Source organism: Dysgonomonas sp. UBA7630 (genome assembly GCF_002483985.1).
GTDB lineage: Bacteria > Bacteroidota > Bacteroidia > Bacteroidales > Dysgonomonadaceae > Dysgonomonas.
Window position 1 is genome coordinate 50,210 of sequence record NZ_DLIY01000025.1, and the last position, 24,835, is coordinate 75,044.

Genomic DNA, 24,835 nt, shown 5'->3' on the forward strand with positions numbered 1-24,835 from the left:
ATGCAATTCAACAAAATTGTCCTCACTTTTTCTTTATACATTTTGTGTGGTATGGTATCCGGACAAGAGAAGACATCCTATGTCAACCCCATGATTGGCACTGTAAAGATGGGACATACGTTCCCGGGAGCTTGTGTTCCTCATGGCATTGTACAGTTAAGCCCGGACACGGATACTATACCTCATAGTATAAACGGTGTATATCAGAAAGACACATATAAATATTGTGCCGGATATCAGCACGACGACAAAACCATTGTAGGGTTTAGTCATACACACCTTAGTGGGACAGGACATTCCGACTTAGGAGATATTTTAATCGTACCCGTAACAGGACCACTCAAATTTAACCCCGGCACAGCCGACAAACCCGATTCAGGATATCGGTCTCGCTATTCGCATGATACAGAAAAGGCACGCCCCGGATATTATGAAGTTGTCCTCGACGACTATAAAGTAAAAGCACAGCTAACAGCAACAGAACGTGTTGGCGTACATAAATACACATACCCCGAAGGTGAGGTTCAGAAAATATTATTGGATCTTACACACGGAATCTATAATTATGACGGAAAAGTTCTTTGGGCAAGCCTGAGAGTTGAAAACGACACGCTGATTACAGGCTATCGTATCACGAATGGTTGGGCTAGAGAAAACTATACCTACTTTGCGATCTCTTTATCTAAGCCAATAAAAAAATATGGGTATGTAGATAAAGAAAAACCTAAATACTCAGGATTCTGGAGGAAGTTTGACTTACAGAATAATTTTCCTGAAATAGCCGGACGAAAAATTGTTACTCATCTGGAATTCGATAATAATGCGTCAGCTCCTCTTGTTATAAAAGTAGCTTTGTCGGCAGTGAGTACGCAAGGAGCAATAAAAAATCTTGAGGCTGAAACGAAAGGAAAATCTTTCGACCAGATAGCCGCAGAAGCAACAGCAAAATGGAACAAAGAATTGAACGTAGTAGATATAACAGGAGACATTGATAAGAAAACAATGTTCTACACATCATTGTATCACACGATGATTAATCCTTCAGTATATATGGACGTGGATGGGCAGTATAGAGGTATAGACCATAACATACATCAGGTTAAAGGCTTTACTAATTATACTATCTTTTCTGTATGGGATACCTTTAGGGCCCTCCACCCATTATTCAATCTCATCAACAGAGAGCGAAGCACCGACATTGTAAAATCGATGATCGCTCATTACGAACAAAGCGTTCACAAAGCATTACCTGTTTGGTCTCACATGGGCAACGAAAACTGGTGCATGATCGGCTATCACTCTGTATCTGTTTTAGCAGATGCTTTGGATAAGGGTTTGAACATAGACAAAGACAAAGCGTTGGAAGCGATGATAAGTAGTTCTAACCTCGATTACTATGATGGTACAGGATATTACAAAAAGCTTGGCTATGTCCCTGTTGACAGAAATGGAAGTGGCTCATCCATCACCCTTGAATATTCGTACGACGATTGGACAATATACAATACCGCTAAAAAAATAGGTAACCAATCTGTAGCAGATGCTTATCAGAAAAGGGCTTTGAATTACAGAAACGTATTCGATCATCAAATAGGTTTTGTACGTGCTCGTTTAAGCAACGGTGAGTGGAAAACACCATACAACCTGCTAAGCACACATGGAGAAGGTTTTATTGAAGGCAATTCATGGAACTATTCATTTTTTGTTCCGCATGATGTAAAAGGGCTTATCAAAGAAATGGGTGGCGACAAACAGTTTGTACAACGCCTCGACTCACTTTTCACCATGCACTTACCTGATGAGTTTTTCGCAGAAACAGAAGATGTTACCCGCGAAGGCGTTATGGGTAATTATGTACATGGCAATGAACCAAGTCACCACATAGCATATTTGTATGCTTGGACTTCGCAGCCTTGGAAAACACAGTACTGGGTACGGGAAATTATGAATCGTATGTATCGCAATAGCATCGATGGTCTCTGTGGCAATGATGATTGCGGACAGATGTCAGCCTGGTATATATTCTCTGCGATGGGCTTTTATCCTGTTTGTCCGGGTACAAACCAATATATTCTGGGAGCTCCTTATTTTCCTTACATGAAAGTAAACTTAGGAGAAGGACGCTATCTGGAAATAAAAGCAGATAAAGTAAGCGATAAAATGCGCTATGTAAAATCGGTAAAGCTAAATGGTAAACCGTATACAAAAGCTTATATCAATTATGATGATATCAAAAATGGAGCTGAGCTTACATTCGAAATGTCGTCAACTCCAAACAAAAAAAGGCTGTTCAATGAAGACGAAAAGCCGTATTCTCTTTCTAAATAACTTGTTACACTAAGATAAGAGTCATCTATTTATTCCGTTTGCTAGGTCTGGAGTTTGGAACAATACATATCCAAACTCCATAGCAAACAAACTCTCAACTTTATTACGAAGATTATGAATAAACTGTTTCGGGCCGCTGCCATTCTTATTATAAATCTCACAGTCTTATCTTGTAGTCAGAAGACACCAACAGAAGACATGGCTGTAAATATGACATTAAATACCTATGTCAACCCTTTTGTTGGTACATCTGGATTTGGTAACGTATACCCGGGAGCTCAGATTCCCTTTGGAGGGATACAAATAAGTCCCGACACCGATTGTGACTATTACGATGCTGCAGCGGGCTATAAATATAACCATATGACAATAATGGGATTCAGCCTTACACATCTTAGTGGTACAGGAATCCCTGATCTGGGAGACTTCTTATTTATACCCGGTACAGGCACAAAGAAATACACTGCGGGCACACACGAGAACCCCGATGAAGGATACCGATCACGATACAGCCATGATAAAGAATGGGCATCACCCAATTATTATGCAGTAGACCTGTTGGATTATAATGTGAAAGCTGAAATGACTTCCGGTATCCGATCCGGAATATTCAAATTCACATTTCCCAAAACAGATAGTGCTTTTGTGATGATAGATATGGATCATGTACAATGGTTTAAAACCGCATGGTCTCAATTTAGAATAGAAAATGATTCAACCATCTGCGGATTTAAGCTGGTTAATGGATGGGGACCTGAACGCTATGTTTATTTTGTAGCACAGTTTTCCAAACCATTCAAACGATCAGGTATCATGCAAGACGGCAAACCTGTAATCTATGATACAAAACGTTTCCGTAGCGATAAAGTAGCCTATGGTACTAAAATTATGGGATGGCTTGATTTTGATGCTGCGCAAGGAGCTGAGATAGAAGTAAAAGTTGCGATATCTTCTACCGGCACATCAGGAGCTTATGCCAATCTGGAAGAACTGGATAATCAGAACTTTGACAGCCTCAGAAAGAAGGGAGAAATCCTCTGGGCTAAAGAACTAAACAAGTACAAAGTAAAAGGAACCAAAGAGCAACTGGAAACATTCTATACCTCTGTATATCATGCCTCGCTACATCCTTTTATATATGAAGATATAGATGGTAAATACAGGGCGCACGATTCGAATATCCGTAATACCGATAGCAAGTTTACCAACTATACCGTGTTCTCATTATGGGATACATACCGGGCTCAGCATCCTCTGTTGAACCTGACAAACCCTGACAGAAATGCAAACATGATCAACTCCATGCTGGCTCATTACGACCAGAGTGTAGAGCACATGTTACCTATCTGGTCTTTCTACGGAAATGAGACGTGGTGTATGATAGGCTATCATGGGGTTTCGGTTATTGCCGATGCTATAGTAAAAGACATCAAGGGCTTTCATTACGAACGTGCCTATGAAGCAATGAAAACAACAGCGATGAACCCGCATTACGATTGTTTACCCGAATACACAGCTATGGGTTGGGTACCTTTCGACAAAGAGCGTGAGTCTGTTTCGAAGACATTGGAATATGCCTATGACGATTATTGCGTAGCTATGGCTGCCAAGAAATTAGGAAAGGAAGAAGACTATAAATATTTCCTTAATCGTTCTCTATCTTACCAAAACCTGATAGACCCGGAAAGCAAGTTTATGAGAGGACGCGACTCTCATGGCAACTGGCGAACACCATTCGATGCGATAGCCTATACAGGCCCGGGATCTGTTCATGGCTGGGGAGACATTACCGAAGGTTTTACCTATCAATATACATGGTATGTACCTCAGGATGTACAAGGATATATAAACGAGATGGGTAGTGATGTTTTTGAACAACGTCTCGACTCTATGTTCACAATGGAACTGCCTGATGATATTCCGGGTGCACATGATATTCAAGGTAGAATTGGTGCATACTGGCATGGCAATGAACCTTGTCATCAGATAATATACCTCTACAACTATATCAAACAACCTTGGAAGGCACAGGAAAAGATACGCTATGTACTCGATACTTTCTATGGCAATAAGCCTGATGCCCTAAGCGGGAATGATGATTGCGGACAAATGTCGGCATGGTATATCTTCAACTGCATGGGATTCTATCCTACATGTCCGTCAAGCAATATCTATGCAATAGGTTCTCCGGGACTGGAGGCTGTAGAACTTACATTGGCAAATGGAAAGAAGATATCCATGACCACCGAAAATTATAGTAAGCAAAACGTCTATATACAGGCTATGTTCCTCAATGGAAAGGAGTATAACAAGACATATATTACTTACGACGATATAAAGAACGGAGCCGACATTAAGTTTGTATTGGGTAGCAACCCGAACAAATCATGGGGTACTTCGGATGAATCTGTAGCACCGTCGTTATCCAAGCCGAAGGAGACACTTCGCTATATAAAGAATTAGACTTGTAATGGAGTCTTAGTTTTCACTACATTACTAAGCCTGTCGATTATCTTATCGGCAGGCTTTTTTATCTTACTTCCTCACAAAGTTTTTCAATGTAAATATCCCCTCTTTCTTATATCTGATATCTTCAACCAGATAGAAAACCTTCGAATCAAAATCAGAGATTATACCAATAACTTCATTCAACGATTTTCGTCCTATGACGATCTCCACAATATGAACCTGAGATACAGCCCCCTCTCCTTTCACAAAGGTAGCTCCGATATCCTTGCTGTTCAGCACTTTTATTAACTCCAATGCTTCTTTTTTTGTGTATACACGCAGCAACTGATATCCAAAGGCAATCCTGTTCTCAACCAAGATACCAACATAATTACCGGCAGCATATCCGGCAGCATAAGCAATATAAGCAACCAGACTATTGGCTTGGGAGAATATCTGAGAAATAATAACAACCCAGATAAAGACTTCAAAAAAGCCGACAATCGGTGCTTTATATTTTTCACCTTTCGATACAAAGATGATACGCAATGTACCTAGCGTTACATCACATATCCGGCCAAAGAAAATCATCACAGGCAACAACCAAGGATAAGTCTCAAAAATGGTAAACATAATAATCCTTTTTTATTTTTTGAATAAATATAAAGATACAAAATATCACTTCTCACATATTAAACAACACGAGAAGAAACTAATCTATATTAGATATCTTTACCCTTAAATAAGGATAATTAGAGAATATCAAGACAAGTAGTAGCCTTGTGCATTCATCTCGCTGATCAAAAGATAGCGATAGTTTTCTTCATCCAGCAGATAGTCCCAGCAGCCCAGATGATGAAAAAGCTCTCCGCCAAATCCGGTCTTGAACTGATAGAGTCCATACATGGGATGGGAATGATCAGGTCCCGGCGAAACGCCAAACATATCGTACTCGGTACAACCATATTCCTTCGCTATTTTTATAGCTTCCCACTGGAGTGCGTAAGTCGGCATATAGTTTCTCTTGCGAGAAGATGAAGCTCCATATAGATATGTCCCTCTATGCCCCGACATTACCAGGAATATAGCAGCCAAAGGCTCTCCTTCGTGTTCCGCCAATAGGAGTTCAACCCGAGCCGGAGATGCAGTATCATCTGCTTTTGCAGTCAACACCGAGGTGAAATACTCTATATCATTTATATATAGACCGTTTCGTAAAGCTGTCTCTTTATACAGATCGTACCAAATAGATATCTTATCCAATCCTACACGCTTGACACAGACTCCTTTTTTTTCGGCCAGACGTATATTGTAACGAGTCTTGGGTTTCATTTGCATCAGAATTTCATCTTCCGACAGACTCAGATCAAGATATATAGTAGTAGATGGTAAGATATCGGAATTGCTCTTTCTTAGATTCCACTCTACAGTACCATAGTTTAGCTGAAACTCTTGATATTTTTTTTCGGGAGGTCCAATCCATATTCCTTGGTCATCATAGTTGCTCTCGTCGCACCAGTGTGATTGCCAGTTGAGATCGTAGCGGATAGCTATACAACTCTTAGGCAAATGAGAACGTATTATTTCAGACAATTCCTCCAAAAATCGCCCTTGAAATTCTTCAGACGGCTCTATCTCGGGGCCATAAGGCACATAGGCCATGCTATATTCCGAGTTTAAAGGCTTTTGTAGCACCAGTACATCAGCATTGGTATATGAGTGTCCCCCTACATTTGTGTATATATCTCTGTTCTTTACCTTAAAGTCGAAAGCTTTGGTACCCAATCCCTGATGACTCTTCACCTCAGACCAAAAGGCTGTTTGTTGTACAATCGGTGTATCGTTTATGTCTCTTATTTCTTTTTCAAATACTTCAATTACCATGATTTTCACAAAATAGCTGCAAAGATAGGCATAATAAAAATGTAAAACCAGCCAAGATACAAAAGGTGACAATTCCATGAAAACACACTACACTATATTACAACCACTTAAGCCCTAAAAGGTGACAAAAGTGACACTTTTAGCAGATCTTTTGACCTGTCACTTTCCCCTATCTTCTTTCAGACCTAAAAGCCTTTATATAAGATAATTTGGAAAAATTTAAATACAAAAGAGACTGCCTGAGAGATGATGAAAAACTCTACTCAGGCAGTCTCTTATTTTATCCTGCTAAAAAGCCTATTTCAGTTCTTTAATCCTTATATTTCTAAACTTAACCGGCGAACCATGCCCCAAGAAGCCTATATGCCCCTTCGGATTGAACAAACCGGGATGCTGATGCCCGTCTGCTGTTCCGTTCTTGGTTGCTTCTTTGATATCTCCATCGAGAATAACCTCTCCGTTGAGCGTTACCTTTATATGATTACCATTTGCGATTATCTCCTCTTCGTTCCATTCGCCCATCGGTTTGAACTTAGCACGTTTTGCCCCTATTATGCCATACACCGAACCATGTACTTGCAATGGTGTGATATCTTTATAAACAGGATTATCATGATCTAAGATCTGGATTTCCATACCATCATACGCAGCATCCACACCCATCGGTGTACGGATACCTACCCCGTTGTTAGCCGCAGGAGTAAGCTGAAACTCGAAACGGTATATAAAGTTTGCAAACTCATCTTTTGTATAAAGATTTCCGCCATGACCACCTTTCGGGTCGAGGGCTATACAGCCGTCCTGCAATTGGTAATCGGTTGTATTTCCTGTCCATTGGTGCATATTTGTACCATCAAACAAAATCTTGAATCCTTCCTTTTTCTCGTCTGCCGATAGCTCAAAAGGTTTAGCCCTCTCCAATTCTTTAACATATATATTACGATAATATACTTTACTACCATGAGCTTGCAGTTCTATCTGCTCGATAGGCGAAATCGGCTGGCTGCGATCCCAGTAGTTTTCAAGAATCACATTATCTACTACCAATACTCCATTCAATTTTACAGTAACACGGTCTCCTACCATTTTAATGTAAAACGTGTTCCATTCACCTAACTTGTTATCGGCCAAAGTCAATGGGTTTCTCGGATTTTTCTCGTTGTTATACAACCCTCCCGATCCTACTTGAGCTCCTACATTTACACGTGATACATCCCATATCTGCACTTGAGGAACTCCCCGCAAATAAATTCCGGCGTCTGCCTCAGGCCCCGCAGGATCGAGATTCCAATCAACATACATTTCAAAGTCGCCATACTGCTTCACAGTGCAAAGGTTATCTCCTCCTTTTCCGTCGAAGACAAGGATTCCATTTTCAGCTTTCCAATGTTCTGCAGCTACCTTATCGGCTGCTTGTTGCTTTTTATCCAGCACAGCCGGTTTCATTTTTGCACGGGCTATCGGATTTTCTACGATGCCTTTCCATCCATCTAAGTCTTTCCCGTTGAAAATAGAAACAAAGCCTTCTTCTTTCGGCATTTCATTCAGATGTTTGCGGATAGCCTGTTTCTGGTAATCAGCGTCAGCATTGCTCAATACATCTATTACCTTATTCAACAGTTCCTCTACCACCTTACCTGTATAATTTTTATTGCCTAAAGCTATTTTAGCCACAGCATCTGCTGCAGCCTGTTGCAAAGGCTTACTGTCCAAATATTGTCCGGCACGCAGCAAAGCCAGATAAGAACCTGTATTACCCAACTGAGACAAAATACTATTCTTTTGCCCATCAGTGCGTGCTATTTCCAAAGCATCGGTAAGAAGCAAACGCCTGTTTTCTCCTGTAAGCTTAGGATTAGCGACTAATTGGATATATCGGTTAATTGCCCTGTCGAAATACAGGATATCCGCTCTGTTTTTGCAAATAGCAAGCAACTCAGCCGCAGCACCAGTATCTTTCGAATCTGATAATGCCTGAAAAGCGGCATCCTTTGCCACTCCACTTTCTTTGTTGAAACGATCGACAATAAAGCTCAATGCTTTTTCATCGCCCGTCTTTGATAGCACAGGATAATATAAATACTGTTTATCGTTACCCACCTGCCCCATACGAGCCATGATGACATCATATTGTTTCTCCTTTGAATATGACTGGAGAGCACTTGCAATCGCCTGCTGAACATAAGGAACATTTTCTGAAGAAGCAGACTCAAGAAGAGCATATAATTGGTTTAGGTTTTCAGCCGAAACCACATCTTTGAGAGCTGTATATGCAGCAGTCTGTACATCCGGCGATGTCGAATTGATTTGTTCGAGCACTGTAGCTATATTAGCCGAAGATTTGCGCTCAGCCAACAATTGCAATCCGGCTACTTTTCCGGCTGCGTTTGCTCCTGCTATTACAGGAACAACGGCAGAAGCAATATCTCCATTTGTAACAGACAATGCGTCTTTGGCTATTGCTACCGTTTTAGGATCAGCATCGTTCAATAAATAAGCAAGAGCTGCTATCGCCTTCGGATCTGCGGTCTTAGCCAGTATATTTGCTGCCGATTTTTTCATATCAGCGCTACCTGCCGTCAAAAATCCAATTGCAGGTTCTATGATCAAGGGCTTTATTTCGTTTCGCTTATTTTGCGATTCAGATTCCTCCCCGAGCCAGTTGAGAATATCCAACTGTGCATCAGGTTTTGCCTTTTTCAATAATTTAATCAACTCCGCATACATTTTGCTATCTGCGTAGTCAGAAGCGTATGTCAACGCAGCATATCTGTAATTACTATTGTCGTCTTTCAGTGCATTTTGCAGTTGCTGCAAGGCATTTGCAGGCTTCGCCTCCATCAGTATTTGCAAAGCTGCTGCACGGGTTTGTAGCTGCCCTGCTTTTTCTGCTTTTTTCATCAGGTCTGAGGCTGCTTTTTCGGCCTCTTTTTTATCTCCCTGAGTCAGTACACGTTTGATGAGGGCAATATAGGCTTCGTTAGCACCACTTTTCCCCATCGTATAATTATCTTTTTCGGCTGCTAGGGCTAAATCCGGCAAAGAAGCCTTTGATCCAAGCTGGCTTAATGCATATAATACAGTTTTCTTTTTGTCAGTATCGTTAGTATCCAACAATCGTCTGAGTGAATTTTCGGCATCGGTTACTTTCAGTTTAGCTAATGCCAAAATAATACTTTCCGAAGACTTATCGTCGACAGAAGCACTTAAAGCATTCAACAATACTTTTTGCGACAACGGCGTGTTAATCTCTGATAGGGCTGCGGCGGCAGGGCCACAGAGAGAATCGTCATTGAGGTATGTAGCCAGTTTAGCAACAGCCTCATCCTTACCTATCAGCTCTAGTTGGCGGATAATAAAAGCTTTGATCTCACGATCACTTACCATATCAAGGGCTTTGATATAAGCGCCGGACACCACTTGTCTTTTATCTCCCATCCCTTCGGCAGAAACATAGTGAGAAAGTCCGCTTAATGCAAATTCTACTTGCGAATTAGCTCCTTTACCTAAAGGATTCATCATCTTCACCAACAGCAAAACACCTTCTTCTCCTGTAGAGGCCAAATCTTTTATCTGGGCATAATATTGTTCAGTTTGCTGAGCGGGCATTTGTGCCAAAACATCAGCAACAATGGTTTTAGCGGTTCTGTTTGTCGAATATTGAGCAAATATCATCACTGAACAAAACAGAAATACGCCTAATAATGAGTATATTTTTTTCATGATTATATTGTTATCTTGTTTGTTTTTGATAGTACAGGTTAAATATTCCAAGGGGCACGCATTGGTTGGTCAAGCAAACGGTTAGCCGCATCATCATTCACAAACTCAAGTTTTACAGGATCAAAATGCAGCGTACGGTTTAGCCTCAACGCCACAATTCCCATATTTACTATTGTAGACGAGCGGAAGCCATTCTGCTCGTTAAGGGCAAACTGTTTACGCGTTTTCACACTTTCGATGAAATCTGTAACCTGTTCTTCGGGCTCCGGATAGGCAGCTAGTTTCTTTTCCCAATAAGGTATATCACAAACAAAATTTTTATAAACATTACCGTTTGGCCCTGATATATACGGCGTGTTAGGATCTCCATAATCATCACCCCACAGTACGATCTGGCAACCATCATCGTAAGTGTACGTAATAGAGCGCCACGTACCTATTGCATCGGGATGTTGTTGTGGCGCATCCACTTCCACTTTTACCGGGCTGGTATGATCTTTGCCAAGGAAGTATTGTACAGGATCGATATAATGCTGTCCCATATCTCCCAAACCGCCTCCGTCGTAATCCCAATACCCTCGGAACGTTTGGTGCACACGATGGCTATTATAAGGCTTGTACGGTGCCGGGCCAAGCCACATATCATAATCAAGCTCGGCAGGAATAGCCTCCGGCTGAAGGTTTTCTTTTCCTACCCAGTAGAATTTCCAATCGAAGCCTGTATGCCTACTGATCGTAACCTTTAATGGCCAACCCAGCATACCGCTCTGCACCAACTTCTTTAGCGGGCGAACCGGTGTTCCCAATCCATAAAAATTATCAGTGAAACGAAACCATGTATTCAAACGAAACTTCGATCCATATTGCTTAACGGCCTCCATCACACGCTTTCCTTCTCCTATGGTACGGGTCATGGGTTTCTCGCACCAAATATCTTTTCCGGCCTTGGCCGCCTCCACAGACATTATACCATGCCAATGGGGAGGTGTTGCTATATGAACAATGTCAACATTTTTGTCTAATATCAAATCGCGGAAATCGTGATATGCTGCAATATTATCAGTTACAAGGTGTTTTCCCAACTCCAGATGTTTCTTATCCACATCACATACAGCAACTAACCTTGTGCCTGCATAATTCACATGACCACGCCCCATACTGCCTGTTCCTATAATTCCCTTAGTCAACTGATCGCTGGGAGCAATGTAGCCTCTACCCATCACATGACGAGGAATAATAGTAAGAGCTGCTGCGCTTCCTAAAATTTTAAAAAAGTCTCTCCTATTTGTTTTCATGATATAAAATAAATTGATAATATTTCGATTTTAAGAATACCAGGGCTAAATATCATTATGTCATATTCACCCGATGACAGGCACAAAAAAACAGATGGAATTCACCACATGTATTACAAAGATAACGAAGTATAGCAAAAATAATAATTAAAATCAGAATTATATAGGCAAAATTCACAACCGAAAATTTGTGCAAAAGAATAGTATATTTTCTTCATTTGCCAGTTCTCTATAACGACATCCTAAAGACTAAAACAGGATGCTATAATTAACGCTATGATGCATCCTTTCTAAAATAAAAATCCCTATAAACTTTCTGTCCATAGGGATTCAATAAATCTCCAATATCTACTACACAGCAACGTCTGCCCAAGAAGAACGGAAGCTTTTCCGATATTGAGCCGGAGTAATCTCCATAAAGCTTATAAACTGACGGCGAAGATTTTCACCTGTCTTTAGCCCGCAGTTATCGGCTATTTCGTCAAGAGATAATTGTGTTTCGATAAGATGTTGGCTGGCATTTTCTACACGCAGTTTATTGATAAACTTAGCTGGGGTTACACGCAATTCGCGTACAAAGACACGAGCAAAATTACGAGGGCTCATTGCCGCATATTCTGCCATTTTCTCTACCGTAATGTCTTCTCTCAGGTGTTCAAGTATCCACTCACAAACCCTTCGGATAGTTGGGTTTCCGATCATTTTAGAATCTAAGTATGAGCTGAACTGTGCCTGATTGCCGGGGCGTTTCAGATACAAGACCAACCAGCGGGCGATATGCAGAGCAAACGACTGTCCCAGATCTTCTTCGATGAGAGCCAAAGCTAAATCCATACCGGAGGTAATACCTGCCGCTGTATAAATATTTCCATCCTTAATAAAAATACGTGCTATCTGCACATTTACTAAAGGATACATCTGTTCCAACGCTTCATTTCTCGACCAATGGGCAGTCGCTTTTTTTCCATCCAGCAATCCTGCTTCGGCCAGAATAAAAGCACCCGAACAGACCGAACACATCCGGCGAGTCGTTTTCGCCTGATCTTTGATCCATTCTATCATCTCAGCCTTCAGGTTATCTTTAAGATGGCGAGCCAGTCCTGTTACAATCAGCGTGTCAATCGGATAATCTATTTCGGTATAGCATCCTTCACTTAATATCGATAAACCCGAAGATGTATCTATCTGTCTCTCCTTACCCATAGCTATGACATGCGTCTGATACGTGAAATCAATATTCTTATCTACCAGATCAAACTGTTCGATTGCTTTGGTAAATACCTCCAATGGGCCCACCATAGTCAGCAGGGTGGAATTGGGAGGAACCAGAAACACAATATGCCTTATTTTTAACTGTTTACTCATCTGTTTTTATATTTTAGAATCTAAAAATAAGTATTATTTAGTAAAATCAATCCGACTTGGCAGGATTTGTATATTTTTTGTCATTTCAGACAAAGATATTATAATGTATCTTTGTAGTACTAAAAAGAACAAGATATTTTATCATTTAAAAACCAATTCATTATGAAAGCAATTAAAGTAGGTATTAATGGTTTTGGACGTATCGGACGTTTGGTGTTTAGAGCTGCTCAAAGCAGAAGTGATATACAAATAGTTGGTATCAACGATTTGATGGATGTTGAATATATAGCTTATATGCTCAAATATGATAGCATTCACGGACAATTTGATGGATCTATTGAGACAAAAGAGGGCAAACTTGTTGTCAATGGAAATACAATCCGCATCTCAGCAGAGAAAGATCCTGCCAACCTGAAATGGAATGAGGTTGAAGCCGAATATATAGTAGAATCTACAGGGTTATTTCTTACTAAGGAGAAAGCGCAAGCACATATTGCAGCAGGTGCAAAATATGTAATTATGTCGGGCCCATCCAAAGATGATACTCCAATGTTTGTTCCGGGAGTAAATGACGACAAGTATGTGAAAGATACTCAGTTTATATCCAACGCATCGTGTACTACGAACTGTCTGGCATTGGTAGCCAAAGTACTGAACGACAAATTCGGCATAGAAGAAGCGTTGATGAGTACTATACACTCAACCACTGCAACTCAAAAAACAGTAGACGGACCATCGTTGAAAGACTGGAGAGGAGGACGTGCAGCTTCGGGTAATATCATCCCATCGACTACAGGAGCCGCAAAAGCAGTAGGTAAAGTGATCCCTGAACTCAACGGAAAATTAACCGGTATGTCTTTCCGCGTACCAACCCTTGATGTGTCTGTTGTGGATCTGACTGCACGTTTGTCTAAGCCGACTTCTTACGAAGAAATTTGTAAAGCAATGAAAGAGGCTTCGGAAGGATCATTAAAGGGTTATTTGGCATATACAGCCGACGAAGTTGTATCGTCTGATATGATAGGTAATCCGAACACTGCTATTTTTGACGAAAAAGCGGGGATTATGCTTAGTCCTACATTTGTAAAAGTAGTAGCGTGGTATGACAACGAATGGGGATTCTCTTGCAAAGTATTGGATTCTATCGCTGCAATGAAAAAAGGAAACGGATAAGAGCAAATACAGTTAACAGATTAATAAGAGGCTATTCCTTCCAGGGAATAGCCTCTTTTGATTAGACTGATACCAATACAATCTTACTTACCTGATAGTTTTTTACCTTTTTCTACATAGCTCATATCACCAAAAGACTCCAAAGAGAATTTTCCATCTTTATAAATCAATTTACATACAGCAGCATTACCCATATGACTAGCTTCCGGCTTCTTTCCAAAACTGTCTAAGTCGGATAAAAATATACCGATAGACATACCATGTCCAACAACCAGAATATTTCCACCGCCATTCTTCGCTTCTTTTTCAGCAATCTCTCTTAAAGCTTTTTGTCCCCTGACTTTTACTTCGTCGTAACTTTCTCCGATTCCCAAAGTTTCCAATGCCTTGAAAGAATCCACCATATCTTTTAATAGTGCGGAATTTTCCTGCATCGCAGCCATCATATCTTTATACGACTTATAATGCAAATATAAAGCTGCATCGTTCCACATCTTAAGGTTAAACTCACCTTCATAGCTGCCAAAGTTTGTTTCACGAATTTGAGGCACTTCTACGATAGCCATATCTTTTTGTCCCTTTGCATCCAAAACAATACGTGCTGTTTGGCGTGCACGCCCCAAGTCACTCGAATAAGCAGCTTTGAAAGGAATGTCTTTCAACCCCACACCCAAAAACTCTGCTACTTCCACTCCCGGAGGAGTTAATGGAGCATCGGCCCATCCCTGTACCCGATCCATTGTATTTAAAATTGTTTTCCCATGACGTGCGATATAAATAACCACAGCATCATTTTTTGTTTGTTTCTTTTGTGCAAAAACGCTTGGGACAGAAATCAATAAAATTGTAATCAGAAGTATTTGTATTTTTTTCATAATCTTATACTTTTATTATTTATTTCAATATGGTTAGTGGCGTTATTTTTAATACTGGCTTTCTTAAACCAATTCTTATATAACTACTTAAACCTTAAAGCAACCGTCTTCCTATACTCCTTATTCTTTAAAGATTAATAATACAGGATAGTGATCAGAGTAATGATCTGTAAAGTTATCCTTCATTATTTCGCATTTTACTATGCTATTCTTCAGATTAGAGCTTACGTATAAATAATCGTATCGTAGAGGAAATTTAGATTGGTCATAAAACAATTTAGTAGGAGCTGATGCGACGAATTGAGGATAAGATACCTTAAGTGCATCGACAAAGCCAAAGTCTAAAATTTTCTGTTGAATAGAATAATCCAATTCATCATTTTTCCCTAAGTTTTTGTTGTGAGGCCTTTTCTTTCTGTCTTCACGTATAAAGTCACGCAGTTTATTATCAGCATACGCATTCTTATCGAGTGGTGAAACAGAATTCAGATCACCTATTAAGAACCACTTCCAATCACTTGGCTTCGACTTTATTGTAGCCAATATCTGATCTATTTCATATCCTCGCTTTTCTGACGAAAATGGATGAAAATGTGTAACTACAAAGTGAAGCCCTTCTATTTCAGCAATAAGGAAACCATGAGAAGCATTTTCTACTACACGAACAGCATTCACTATTGGATATTTTGACGTAATGGCAACAGGGAAACTGATAGATCCATCTGCAGCCGGTTCTCTTACTATAAAAACATACGGGTGTCCATAACTTTCTGCAAATTTTTGAAGATTATTAGGATTGGCACCTTTTGGTGCAAACTCAGGATTCTGCTGCGTAAAACCATTCATTTCTTGCAATGCGACAATATCAGTATCTTGTGCTCTGATCCATTCTGCAAATTTGGATTTATTTTCAGTCGAATCTTTTTGCATCCCCCAGTATACATTGTAACTGATCAGTTTCCATTCTTTCTTTTGGGCATGCACCTGAAAAGAGAATATACCGCATAAGAATAATATAAATAGTGATTTTAAATATTTTCCTTTCATATTTTTTTGTTTTTAGCTTGAATTAGCTATTTAAATTTAAAATCTAATTCTTGTTTTAAACTCTATAGTAAATGGGCGAATATATGTTCCTACAAGAGGTTTGTCATATAATAATTTTGCCCCTTCAGCAGTTGTAGTATTTGTTCCGGAAATAGAACCTTGAGCACCACTTTGTCGCAATACATTTACGGCATTGATACTAAAATCCACATTCTTATCATATTTGTAGTTGAATCCGGCAAATGTTTCCCAACGCCCGGCAAAGATCAACGTATTAGGATAGTTTGCATACTCTTTACTGAAATAGCGTGCACTAGCCCATAGCCTATACTTTCCTCCTGCGCCCCATGTATAGCTTGGGTCTATTTCTATCAATGTTTTTGACACACTACGAGCAACATTTCCACTATTGTCTACAGTCTCACTATATGTAGATGTATGTCCGGTCTGACTTTCGGCTTCGTAGTTGATAGTCATTGCATAATTCTCATATTTAGGATTTTGCAGTGTAAGCAATAAGTGTAAATTAAATCCTTTGAATGGAGTAAATAATACATCTGTAGTCCAACCCACTGTACTTACATCATAGCTACTGGTTTGTTTGGTTGTAGCAGAGAAGGTCTCACCTGGGAATTTACTATCAGTCCATGTTGCATTGAATGTAGAATTATTTTTGAAATTTGTACGTTTAATTTTAGTTACTTTAGACACCAAGCTGATCATTGAATGATTAAAGTAAACACCGGCAGAAAATCCCGGGATTTCACACTTTTCGATAGATGGGTCATCGGCTCCTGCATATGCACTAAGCTTTCCGGCCTGCTGGATATAATATACATCAGCCAAAAAGCCTAAGTTTCGGAATGCTTTATATGTAGCACTTGCTGTAGCTGAAATATTATACCAGTCTTTTTTGACATCAGTGGTTTTACCTGATAACCAATTTGTTCCTGAGGCTTTTCTATCTTCGGCTGTATACCAATCTCCATCAATACGTTGCCATTCTAGACGGGTTCCCATATCTAATATGAATTTATCGGATGGATTCCATTTTTCTGTTCCAACTAGTGCCATTTTATTATCTATGCCATTGTAATATTGCATAGCACGATTATGTGAGCTATTACCATAAGCATCTCCTTGGCTTACCCATCCATATCCGCCAGAAGAAAGAGCACCCCATTTCTGTTGAATAAGTTTTCTCGGATTAGGTGTCACCTCAAACAAATAGTTATATGTAGAAGTTACTGCTTTATCTACGTTATAGTACCAGTTATGAAATCCAACCATCCAATGATGTTGTTTCGACTTTTTACTTAACTCTAGGCGAGCCATCACCGTATTTTTTACAGATCGAGGTGAATAAATCATTAACCCTTTCTGCACAAGACCATTATAAATAGAGCTGGGGTCTTCTGAGTAAACATAACGAGAATCTCCTTCTTTAGGGGAAACTCCAGGTCTGATACCTTGAGTCATACTAGTAAGATAAGGATTATACATACCGGAATTAGCATAGTGATAACGGAGAGTATAATCTAGTTTCATCCCATTATTAAAATTGTGGTCTCCCATGAGATCAAAAACATGAGATGTGGAAGCTGCATCACTCATTGCATCCCATACTACTTCTTTACCCGTAAGTGGATCAATAGCATTGATAATGCCGGATTGTTCAAGGTACGAGTCGCGTCCGATTCTAAATCCCGGCAATTTGTCTACTGTACCATCCTGACGGTAGATATAAGGACTTTGTTTAGCTGAAATAGACTGACTATAAGCATATTTATACTGCAGCCCAATCTGCCCGTTGGTATATCTTTTGTTAATAACTCCTTTGTATATTTGCGTTTTATCAAGGAATTGTGAAATATTAGAACTAAATGTACCCGGATCCATATTAACAAAAGCCGTTAATGAATAATAGAATCCATTTTTTACTGGTCCACTTATACTTACATCTCCACGTAACAGTCCGTAAGAGTTTGTAGTAAATGATGCAGTCCCTTTGAATTTATCTGTTCCTCGATTTGTCAATGTACTAACAGACACCCCAACATCACTTGCTAAAAGAGCCGTTTCTGATACGTTCAATACACTAAATTTAGCAATCCCCAGATCGTTACGCCATACTGCTGTGGGAGTTTGTCCCATAAAATCATATACTACCGGTAAGCCGTTTTCTAAGATAACCGTTCCTCCCACACTAGCAGGCAAACCAATATTTACAGCACGGGGTCCATTATCAGCAGAAGCATTTAACATCATGTTCGATGTTTTTCCGGCAGTTGTAGTTGTTGTAGGTTTTACTGTATCAGTCTTTGCTATAGCTACTCTTTGAGCCTTTATTCCTGTAGTACCAGAAATCGCCATTAAAGCAATTAAACCGAATTGTCTTAAAAACTTGTTTTTCATATTTTTTTAAATTGAAGAAATTAATGATTTGAATACAAATAGATTTTTATTTAGTTATCTATGAGTAATTTAGCCCTTAACACAAACTCAATTTCTATTATTCTCCTCTACTCCTATCCTCTGCTGTTAAATACTGAGCTAACTTTACATATCCTCATGAAAATATCGCAAGGAATATATCGGGTTTTATATATAGCTTAAGGTTTATACTAGGAAACGATGTTCAAAGCCGAGGTTGCGAAAGAGGTTATGTAGTGTATAATGCTTCACATTTTTTAAAGAGAAATTTTGTATTTTCTGTAATCTTGTCTGATGCAAATATATTTTAATATTTTTAAGGAACATAATATTATGCGTAATAAAGACACATATATGTTTTAAAACATAATTGTGTACATAAGACGCAAAATCTAATCATGAGAATCTTATTTAGAATTAATGGAATATTCTCAAAAAAATACAGTTTCGCATATTTATTCTTTTATTCGAGAAAAGTAAAAAAACATTAAAAAGATAGAATTAAACACATTTAATCCATACCCCTACAATCCTATAACTAAGTGCAGAAGCCATTTTTTTCTTATAGAAACGCCTCATATTGATTATCTATAAGAGTAATAGTTAAAATCGATAAAACTTATCTTGTTCTCATTTGTTTATAGGGTGATGTGTAATATACACATTGCAAAACGAACTTTTTTTGACAACTAACAATCAATAGATAGACTATGGAATTTGATATCGCAATTATCGGTGGAGGTCCGGCAGGGTATAATGCAGCCGAAATAGCTGCATCGAACGGATTAAAAACTGTCCTTTTTGAAAAGAAATACATCGGAGGTGTATGTCTCAATGAAGGATGTATCCCCACAAAAACACTTTTATATTCAGCCAAAACACTGGATAGCATAAAAAATGCAAGCAAATACGGAATTACATTAGACAACGCCCCTTCTTTCGATGTATCAAAAATAATTGACAGAAAGGATAAAGTCGTAAAAAAATTAACGGCGGGAGTCAGCTTTAAATTATCATCATACGGTGTTACTGTAGTTAAAGATACAGCAACCATCACCGGGGAGAAGGATAATAAGATCAACATTTCGAGTGGTAAGGAAACCTATTCAGTAAAATATTTGCTATTATGCACAGGCTCCGAAACTGTTATACCTCCGATAAAGGGGTTGTCTGAAGTAAATTACTGGACATCGAAAGAAGCCTTAGAGTTTGGAGACTTACCAAAATCACTTGCAATCATTGGTGGTGGTGTTATTGGTATCGAATTCGCTTCTTTCTTTAATAGCATGGGCGTAGAAGTCAATGTTATAGAAATGATGCCTGAAATACTCGGAGTAATGGACAAAGAAACATCAGCCATGCTTCGCAGCGATTATGCAAAGAGAGGAATTAAATTCCATCTGAATACAAAAGTTACAGAGGTTACAAAGAAAGGTGTAGTTGTAGAGAAAAATGGAAAGACTCAAACAATTGAATCTGAAAAGATACTGGTAAGTGTGGGACGTAGAGCTATTACCACAGGATTCGGACTGGAGTCTTTAAACGTGGAGCTTCTCAAAAACGGTGTAAAAGTTAATGAGTATATGCAAACCAGCCATCCTCGTATATATGCCGCAGGAGATATTACCGGCTTTTCGTTACTGGCTCATACCGCTATCAGAGAAGGAGAAGTAGCTATCAGCCATATTCTTGGCGAAGATGACAAAATGAGTTATAAGGCTATCCCTAGTGTCGTTTATACAAACCCGGAGATTGCAGGAGTAGGAAAGACTGAAGAAGAGTTGACAGCAAAGGGAGAACCTTTTCGTGTGCTCAAATTACCGATGGCGTATTCCGGGCGATTTATTGCAGAAAATGAAACAGGAAGCGGACTCTGTAAAATAATAGTAGACGATAGCGATCGCATTATAGGATGCCACATGCTTGGTAATCCGGTATCAGAATTAATACTGCTGGCAGGGATTGCGATAGAAAACGGTAACACTGTAGAAGAGTTCCGTAAACATGTATATCCGCATCCAACTGTAGGCGAAATTATACACGAGACTTTATTCTCTTAACAAAATGCTTTGTATTAACAATACATATACCGACGCTTGGTTCAACATGGCCAGTGAAGAATATCTTCTGAAAAATTTCTCAGAAGAATTTTTCATGTTATACCAGAATGAACCGTCAGTGGTTATAGGCAAGTACCAAAATGTATTGGCCGAGGTTAATCTCGACTTTATACAAAGGAATAATATCAAAGTAGCACGACGCTCATCGGGAGGAGGAACTGTATTTCATGATCTAGGTAATTTGAACCTGACCTTTATAGAAAACAATAAAGGCATAGGCTTTCACCGGTTCACAGAAAGAATAGTTATGCTTCTATCCACTCTGGGCATCCATGCTGAGGTAGACACACGCTTGGCAATAAACATTGATGGACTCAAAATATCGGGCAGTGCGCAATGTGTACACAAAGACAGGGCTATGTTTCATGCGACATTACTTTTTTCATCCGACCTCAACAGACTCACTACTACGCTTGAAAGTGATCCGAAGCAACTGGAAAATAAAGTCGATAAGCGGATTTATGTCAAGTCGGTAAAAAGTCCCGTTACGAACATCCTTAACCATATAGATAAGCCATTAAATATAAATCGTTTCAAAGATTATATCATGGCTTATTTCATGAATGAGAAAAAGGGAAATTCTATTTATCAATTCACGAGTGAAGATGTTTTAAATATAAAGAAACTGGTGAATGAGAAGTATGGAACAGATGAATGGAATTATGAAGGAAAGAAACCTAGAGTATCGGAGCAAGCACTTCAATCTATAATTTAAAAGAAATTACTATAAAATATAATACAATATAAACCATGGCAAAATTTGAAATTAAAATGCCCAAATTGGGCGAAAGTATAACCGAAGGGACTATCATTTCGTGGTCGATCAAAGTTGGGGATACAATTAACGAAGATGACATTTTGTTTGAAGTAAACACAGCAAAAGTCAGTGCGGAAATTCCATCTCCTGTATCAGGGAAAATTCTTGAAATATTATTCAAAGAAGGAGATACAGTATCTGTAGGTACTGTTGTAGCTATCGTTGAACTGGAAGGTGAAGAAGGCGAAGAAGAACCAAGTACTGAAGCTGCAAAACAAGAAGAACCGACACCGGCTCCTGCTCCTGCACCAGCTAAGGCTGAAGAAAAAGCAACTCCGACCGCACCTGCGAAAGTATCGGAAGAAAAAGTAAGTAAAGGCACAGCAGACAGATGGTATTCTCCTGTTGTTCTACAGAAAGCAAAAGACGCGGGAATCAGTCAAAGTGAGCTTGATACTGTACCCGGAACAGGTTACGAAGGACGCCTCAGCAAACGTGATATTGAGCTATACATCGACAATAAGAAAAAAGGAGTATCAACAACACCGGCACCGGCTGCAAAAACGTCTACACCTGCAGCTCCGTCACCATCACAAGAAAGTGCACCAAAGGCAGCGCCTGTACAAGTTGCAGATGGGGATCAGGTGATTCCGATGGATGCCATACGTCGTATTATAGCCGACCGAATGGTTGCTTCTAAAAAGATATCTCCGCATGTTACCAATGTGATAGAAGTAGACGTAACCAAACTAGTAAACTGGCGTGAACAAAACAAAGATACCTTCAAGAAACGCGAAGGTGTAAGCCTTACATATATGTCACCGATAGTTGAAGCAACAGCAAAAGCATTGAAGGATTTCCCTCGCATCAACTCCTCTGTGGACGGGTATAACATTATAGAGAAAAAACGCATCAACATCGGTGTTGCTGTTTCTCTGAATGATGGAAACCTGATTGTTCCCGTAATAAAAGATGCGGATAAATTAAGCTTAAGCGGTTTGGCTGTAGCGGTGAATAATATGGCAAACAAGGCTCGCGCCAATAAATTGTTGCCGGATGAAATTCAAGGAGGAACATTCACCATTACCAACTTTGGTTCATTCAAGAGTTTGTTTGGTACTCCGATTATCAACCAACCCGAAGTAGCAATACTTGGTGTAGGCATCATTGAGAAGAAACCTGTAGTAGTAGAAACGCCCGAAGGGGATGTTATCGCTATCAGACACAAGATGTACCTTTCATTATCGTACGACCACCGTGTGGTAGACGGTATGCTGGGAGGAAACTTCTTGTACCGCATAGCTGAATATTTGGAAAACTGGAATGCCTAACCTAACTCAAAACAGAAAAACAGATATGAAAAAATATGATATAAAAACAACAGATAAAGAAACTCTAAAAAACTGGTATCACCTGATGACATTAGGACGGGCTATCGACGAAAAAGCCCCGGCCTATTTGCTACAATCTCTCGGATGGTCGTACCATGCTCCTTATGCAGGACACGATGGAATCCAGCTTGCAGTGGGGCAGGCCTTTACTAAAGGAGAAGATTTCATGTTCCCTTATTATCGTGATATGCTAACCGTTCTTTCAGCAGGTCTTACTGCAGAAGAACTGATACTGAACGGTATTTCGAAAGCAACTGATCCGGCTAGTGGCGGACGTCACATGTCGAACCACTTTGCCAAACCTGAATGGCACATAGAGAACGTATCTTCTGCCACAGGTAATCACGATTTACATGCTGTAGGAGTAGCCCGCGCCATAAAATATTATGAGAAAAAAGGTGTCGCTATCACGTCACACGGAGAATCTGCCATGTCGGAAGGCTATGTCTTTGAAGCGATAAACGGAGCATCGAAAGAAGAACTGCCTGTAATATTTGTCATACAGGATAACGGTTATGGTATATCAGTTCCTAAAAAAGATCAGACAGCAAACAGAAAAGCCGTAGATAATTATTCAGGGATAAAAAACCTGAGAATAATGTATTGCAACGGTAAGGATGTTTTCGACTCGATGAATGCAATGGCCGAAGCTCGCGAATATGCTATTGCAAATCAGAAGCCGGTATTGATGCACGCCAATTGCGTACGCATCGGCTCACACTCCAACTCGGATAAGCATACTCTGTATCGTGATGAAAACGAATTGAAATATGTAAAAGAAGCCGATCCTTTACATAAATTCCGTCGGATGCTGTTACGCTACAAACGCTTTACGGAAGAAGAATTGCAAGCCATAGAAGCCGAAGTAAAGAAAGAAGTGAGTGCCGCGAATAAAAAGGCTTTAGCTGCACCCGATCCCGACCCTAAATCTATTTTCGATTTCGTTATACCGGAACCATATAAACCTGAAAAGTATGTGGATGGAACTCATAATGAAGAGGGCGAAAAGAAAAATCTGGTAACGGCTATTAACGAAACACTCAAAGCTGAGTTTAGACACAATCCCGACACTTTCTTGTGGGGGCAGGATGTGGCAAACAAAGACAAAGGGGGAGTGTTCAACGTTTCGAAAGGTATGCAACAAGAGTTTGGAGAAAAACGTATTTTCAACGCTCCTATTGCAGAAGACTTTATCGTGGGAACAGCAAACGGTATGAGCCGTTTCGACCCGAAGATACGAGTTGTTATAGAAGGTGCTGAGTTTGCCGATTATTTTTGGCCGGCAATGGAGCAATTTGTAGAATGTACCCACGATTACTGGCGCAGCAACGGTCAGTTTTCACCGAATATCACTTTACGACTAGCATCGGGTGGATATATCGGAGGCGGAATATACCACTCTCAAAATATTGAAGCGGCATTGGCTACATTGCCGGGATGCAGAATCGTTTATCCTTCTTTCGCAGACGATGCAGCAGGTCTGTTGCGTACCAGCTTACGTTCGGAAGGATTAACCGTATTTCTAGAGCCAAAAGCTTTATACAACTCTGTAGATGCAGCAACAGTTATTCCTGACGATTTTGAAGTACCTTTTGGAAAGGCTCGTGTTCGCCGTCCCGGAAAGGATCTAAGCCTTTTCACTTATGGAAACACAACACTACTCAGCCTCTCTGTGGCAGAGCGTTTGGCTAAAGAAGATTGGGATGTCGAAGTAATCGACTTACGATCTTTGGTTCCATTGGATAAAGAGACTATCTTCGAATCGGTAAAGAAAACAAGTAAAGCACTTATTGTACATGAAGACAAAGTGTTTGCAGGTCTTGGAGGAGAAATTGCAGCGATAATTGGTTCAGAAATGTTCCAGTATCTGGATGCGCCGGTACAACGTGTAGGTTCTACTTTCACGCCTGTAGGCTTCAATCCGATACTAGAAAAAGCTGTACTTCCGAATGTGGATAAAATCTACGAAGCTGCTAAAAAATTACTTGAATTTTAA

General features: G+C 39.8%; 15 protein-coding genes. 7 read left to right on the plus strand and 8 right to left on the minus strand.

What is annotated here, in order from left to right; all coding sequences use genetic code 11:
* Positions 1–2,328: a GH92 family glycosyl hydrolase gene (locus tag B3P17_RS11070; protein WP_252637562.1), complete on the plus strand. Its 2,328-nt coding sequence runs from the start codon at positions 1–3 to the stop codon at positions 2,326–2,328.
* A gap of 114 nt (positions 2,329–2,442) precedes the next feature.
* Positions 2,443–4,791, plus strand: coding sequence for a GH92 family glycosyl hydrolase (locus tag B3P17_RS11075; protein ID WP_252637560.1), 2,349 nt, complete (start codon positions 2,443–2,445; stop codon positions 4,789–4,791).
* Positions 4,792–4,863: 72 nt separating this feature from the next.
* On the opposite strand, the gene B3P17_RS11080 is transcribed toward B3P17_RS11075, so the two are convergent.
* The 5 genes from B3P17_RS11080 to B3P17_RS11100 all read right to left on the minus strand — a co-directional run bounded on the left by B3P17_RS11080 (position 4,864) and on the right by B3P17_RS11100 (position 13,043).
* Entirely contained in the window at positions 4,864–5,409 is a 546-nt protein-coding gene (locus B3P17_RS11080; RefSeq protein WP_252637558.1) for a DUF2179 domain-containing protein, read from the minus strand.
* Between the two features lie 129 nt (positions 5,410–5,538).
* Entirely contained in the window at positions 5,539–6,660 is a 1,122-nt protein-coding gene (locus B3P17_RS11085) for a lipid II:glycine glycyltransferase FemX (protein ID WP_252637556.1), read from the minus strand.
* Between the two features lie 297 nt (positions 6,661–6,957).
* Complete coding sequence (locus tag B3P17_RS11090; RefSeq protein ID WP_252637554.1) at positions 6,958–10,383, minus strand: DUF1080 domain-containing protein; 3,426 nt, start codon at positions 10,381–10,383, stop codon at positions 6,958–6,960.
* A gap of 38 nt (positions 10,384–10,421) precedes the next feature.
* Positions 10,422–11,678, minus strand: coding sequence for a Gfo/Idh/MocA family oxidoreductase (locus tag B3P17_RS11095; RefSeq protein ID WP_272040755.1), 1,257 nt, complete (start codon positions 11,676–11,678; stop codon positions 10,422–10,424).
* Positions 11,679–12,029: 351 nt separating this feature from the next.
* Positions 12,030–13,043: a GlxA family transcriptional regulator gene (locus B3P17_RS11100; protein WP_252637550.1), complete on the minus strand. Its 1,014-nt coding sequence runs from the start codon at positions 13,041–13,043 to the stop codon at positions 12,030–12,032.
* Positions 13,044–13,205: 162 nt separating this feature from the next.
* On the opposite strand from B3P17_RS11100, the gene gap reads away from it, so the two are divergent.
* On the plus strand, positions 13,206–14,216 hold the full coding sequence (gap, locus tag B3P17_RS11105) for a type I glyceraldehyde-3-phosphate dehydrogenase (protein ID WP_291105489.1): 1,011 nt from the start codon (positions 13,206–13,208) through the stop codon (positions 14,214–14,216).
* An 83-nt stretch (positions 14,217–14,299) separates the two neighbouring features.
* Here the strand turns inward: gap and B3P17_RS11110 are convergent, their stop codons facing one another.
* The 3 genes from B3P17_RS11110 to B3P17_RS11120 form a co-directional block, all read right to left on the minus strand.
* Positions 14,300–15,091, minus strand: a complete 792-nt coding sequence (locus B3P17_RS11110; protein WP_252637547.1) for a histidine phosphatase family protein — start codon at positions 15,089–15,091, stop codon at positions 14,300–14,302.
* 120 nt (positions 15,092–15,211) lie between these two features.
* Positions 15,212–16,138, minus strand: coding sequence for an endonuclease/exonuclease/phosphatase family protein (locus tag B3P17_RS11115; protein WP_291105491.1), 927 nt, complete (start codon positions 16,136–16,138; stop codon positions 15,212–15,214).
* Between the two features lie 36 nt (positions 16,139–16,174).
* Positions 16,175–18,553, minus strand: coding sequence for a hypothetical protein (locus B3P17_RS11120; protein WP_252637544.1), 2,379 nt, complete (start codon positions 18,551–18,553; stop codon positions 16,175–16,177).
* Between the two features lie 728 nt (positions 18,554–19,281).
* Between B3P17_RS11120 and lpdA the strand changes: the two genes are divergently transcribed.
* Genes lpdA through B3P17_RS11140 form a run of 4 tightly spaced genes read left to right on the plus strand, consistent with a single transcriptional unit; the run spans position 19,282 to position 24,835 of the window.
* Positions 19,282–20,631: a dihydrolipoyl dehydrogenase gene (lpdA, locus tag B3P17_RS11125; RefSeq protein ID WP_252637543.1), complete on the plus strand. Its 1,350-nt coding sequence runs from the start codon at positions 19,282–19,284 to the stop codon at positions 20,629–20,631.
* A 4-nt stretch (positions 20,632–20,635) separates the two neighbouring features.
* The gene (locus B3P17_RS11130) at positions 20,636–21,406 is read left to right on the plus strand and encodes a lipoate--protein ligase family protein (RefSeq protein WP_252637542.1); all 771 of its coding nucleotides are present in this window, start codon (positions 20,636–20,638) and stop codon (positions 21,404–21,406) included.
* 35 nt (positions 21,407–21,441) lie between these two features.
* A complete protein-coding gene (locus B3P17_RS11135) occupies positions 21,442–22,779 on the plus strand; it encodes a dihydrolipoamide acetyltransferase family protein (RefSeq protein WP_252637541.1) in 1,338 nt (445 codons plus the stop codon).
* A gap of 25 nt (positions 22,780–22,804) precedes the next feature.
* The gene (locus B3P17_RS11140) at positions 22,805–24,835 is read left to right on the plus strand and encodes an alpha-ketoacid dehydrogenase subunit alpha/beta (RefSeq protein WP_252637539.1); all 2,031 of its coding nucleotides are present in this window, start codon (positions 22,805–22,807) and stop codon (positions 24,833–24,835) included.

Coding starts and splice junctions, on each gene's coding strand:
- B3P17_RS11070 (WP_252637562.1), top strand. CDS start 1: ATGCAATTCAACAAAATTGTCCTCACTTTTTCTTTATACATTTTGTGT.
- B3P17_RS11075 (WP_252637560.1), top strand. CDS start 2,443: ATGAATAAACTGTTTCGGGCCGCTGCCATTCTTATTATAAATCTCACA.
- B3P17_RS11080 (WP_252637558.1), bottom strand. CDS start 5,409: ATGTTTACCATTTTTGAGACTTATCCTTGGTTGTTGCCTGTGATGATT.
- B3P17_RS11085 (WP_252637556.1), bottom strand. CDS start 6,660: ATGGTAATTGAAGTATTTGAAAAAGAAATAAGAGACATAAACGATACA.
- B3P17_RS11090 (WP_252637554.1), bottom strand. CDS start 10,383: ATGAAAAAAATATACTCATTATTAGGCGTATTTCTGTTTTGTTCAGTG.
- B3P17_RS11095 (WP_272040755.1), bottom strand. CDS start 11,678: ATGAAAACAAATAGGAGAGACTTTTTTAAAATTTTAGGAAGCGCAGCA.
- B3P17_RS11100 (WP_252637550.1), bottom strand. CDS start 13,043: ATGAGTAAACAGTTAAAAATAAGGCATATTGTGTTTCTGGTTCCTCCC.
- gap (WP_291105489.1), top strand. CDS start 13,206: ATGAAAGCAATTAAAGTAGGTATTAATGGTTTTGGACGTATCGGACGT.
- B3P17_RS11110 (WP_252637547.1), bottom strand. CDS start 15,091: ATGAAAAAAATACAAATACTTCTGATTACAATTTTATTGATTTCTGTC.
- B3P17_RS11115 (WP_291105491.1), bottom strand. CDS start 16,138: ATGAAAGGAAAATATTTAAAATCACTATTTATATTATTCTTATGCGGT.
- B3P17_RS11120 (WP_252637544.1), bottom strand. CDS start 18,553: ATGAAAAACAAGTTTTTAAGACAATTCGGTTTAATTGCTTTAATGGCG.
- lpdA (WP_252637543.1), top strand. CDS start 19,282: ATGGAATTTGATATCGCAATTATCGGTGGAGGTCCGGCAGGGTATAAT.
- B3P17_RS11130 (WP_252637542.1), top strand. CDS start 20,636: ATGCTTTGTATTAACAATACATATACCGACGCTTGGTTCAACATGGCC.
- B3P17_RS11135 (WP_252637541.1), top strand. CDS start 21,442: ATGGCAAAATTTGAAATTAAAATGCCCAAATTGGGCGAAAGTATAACC.
- B3P17_RS11140 (WP_252637539.1), top strand. CDS start 22,805: ATGAAAAAATATGATATAAAAACAACAGATAAAGAAACTCTAAAAAAC.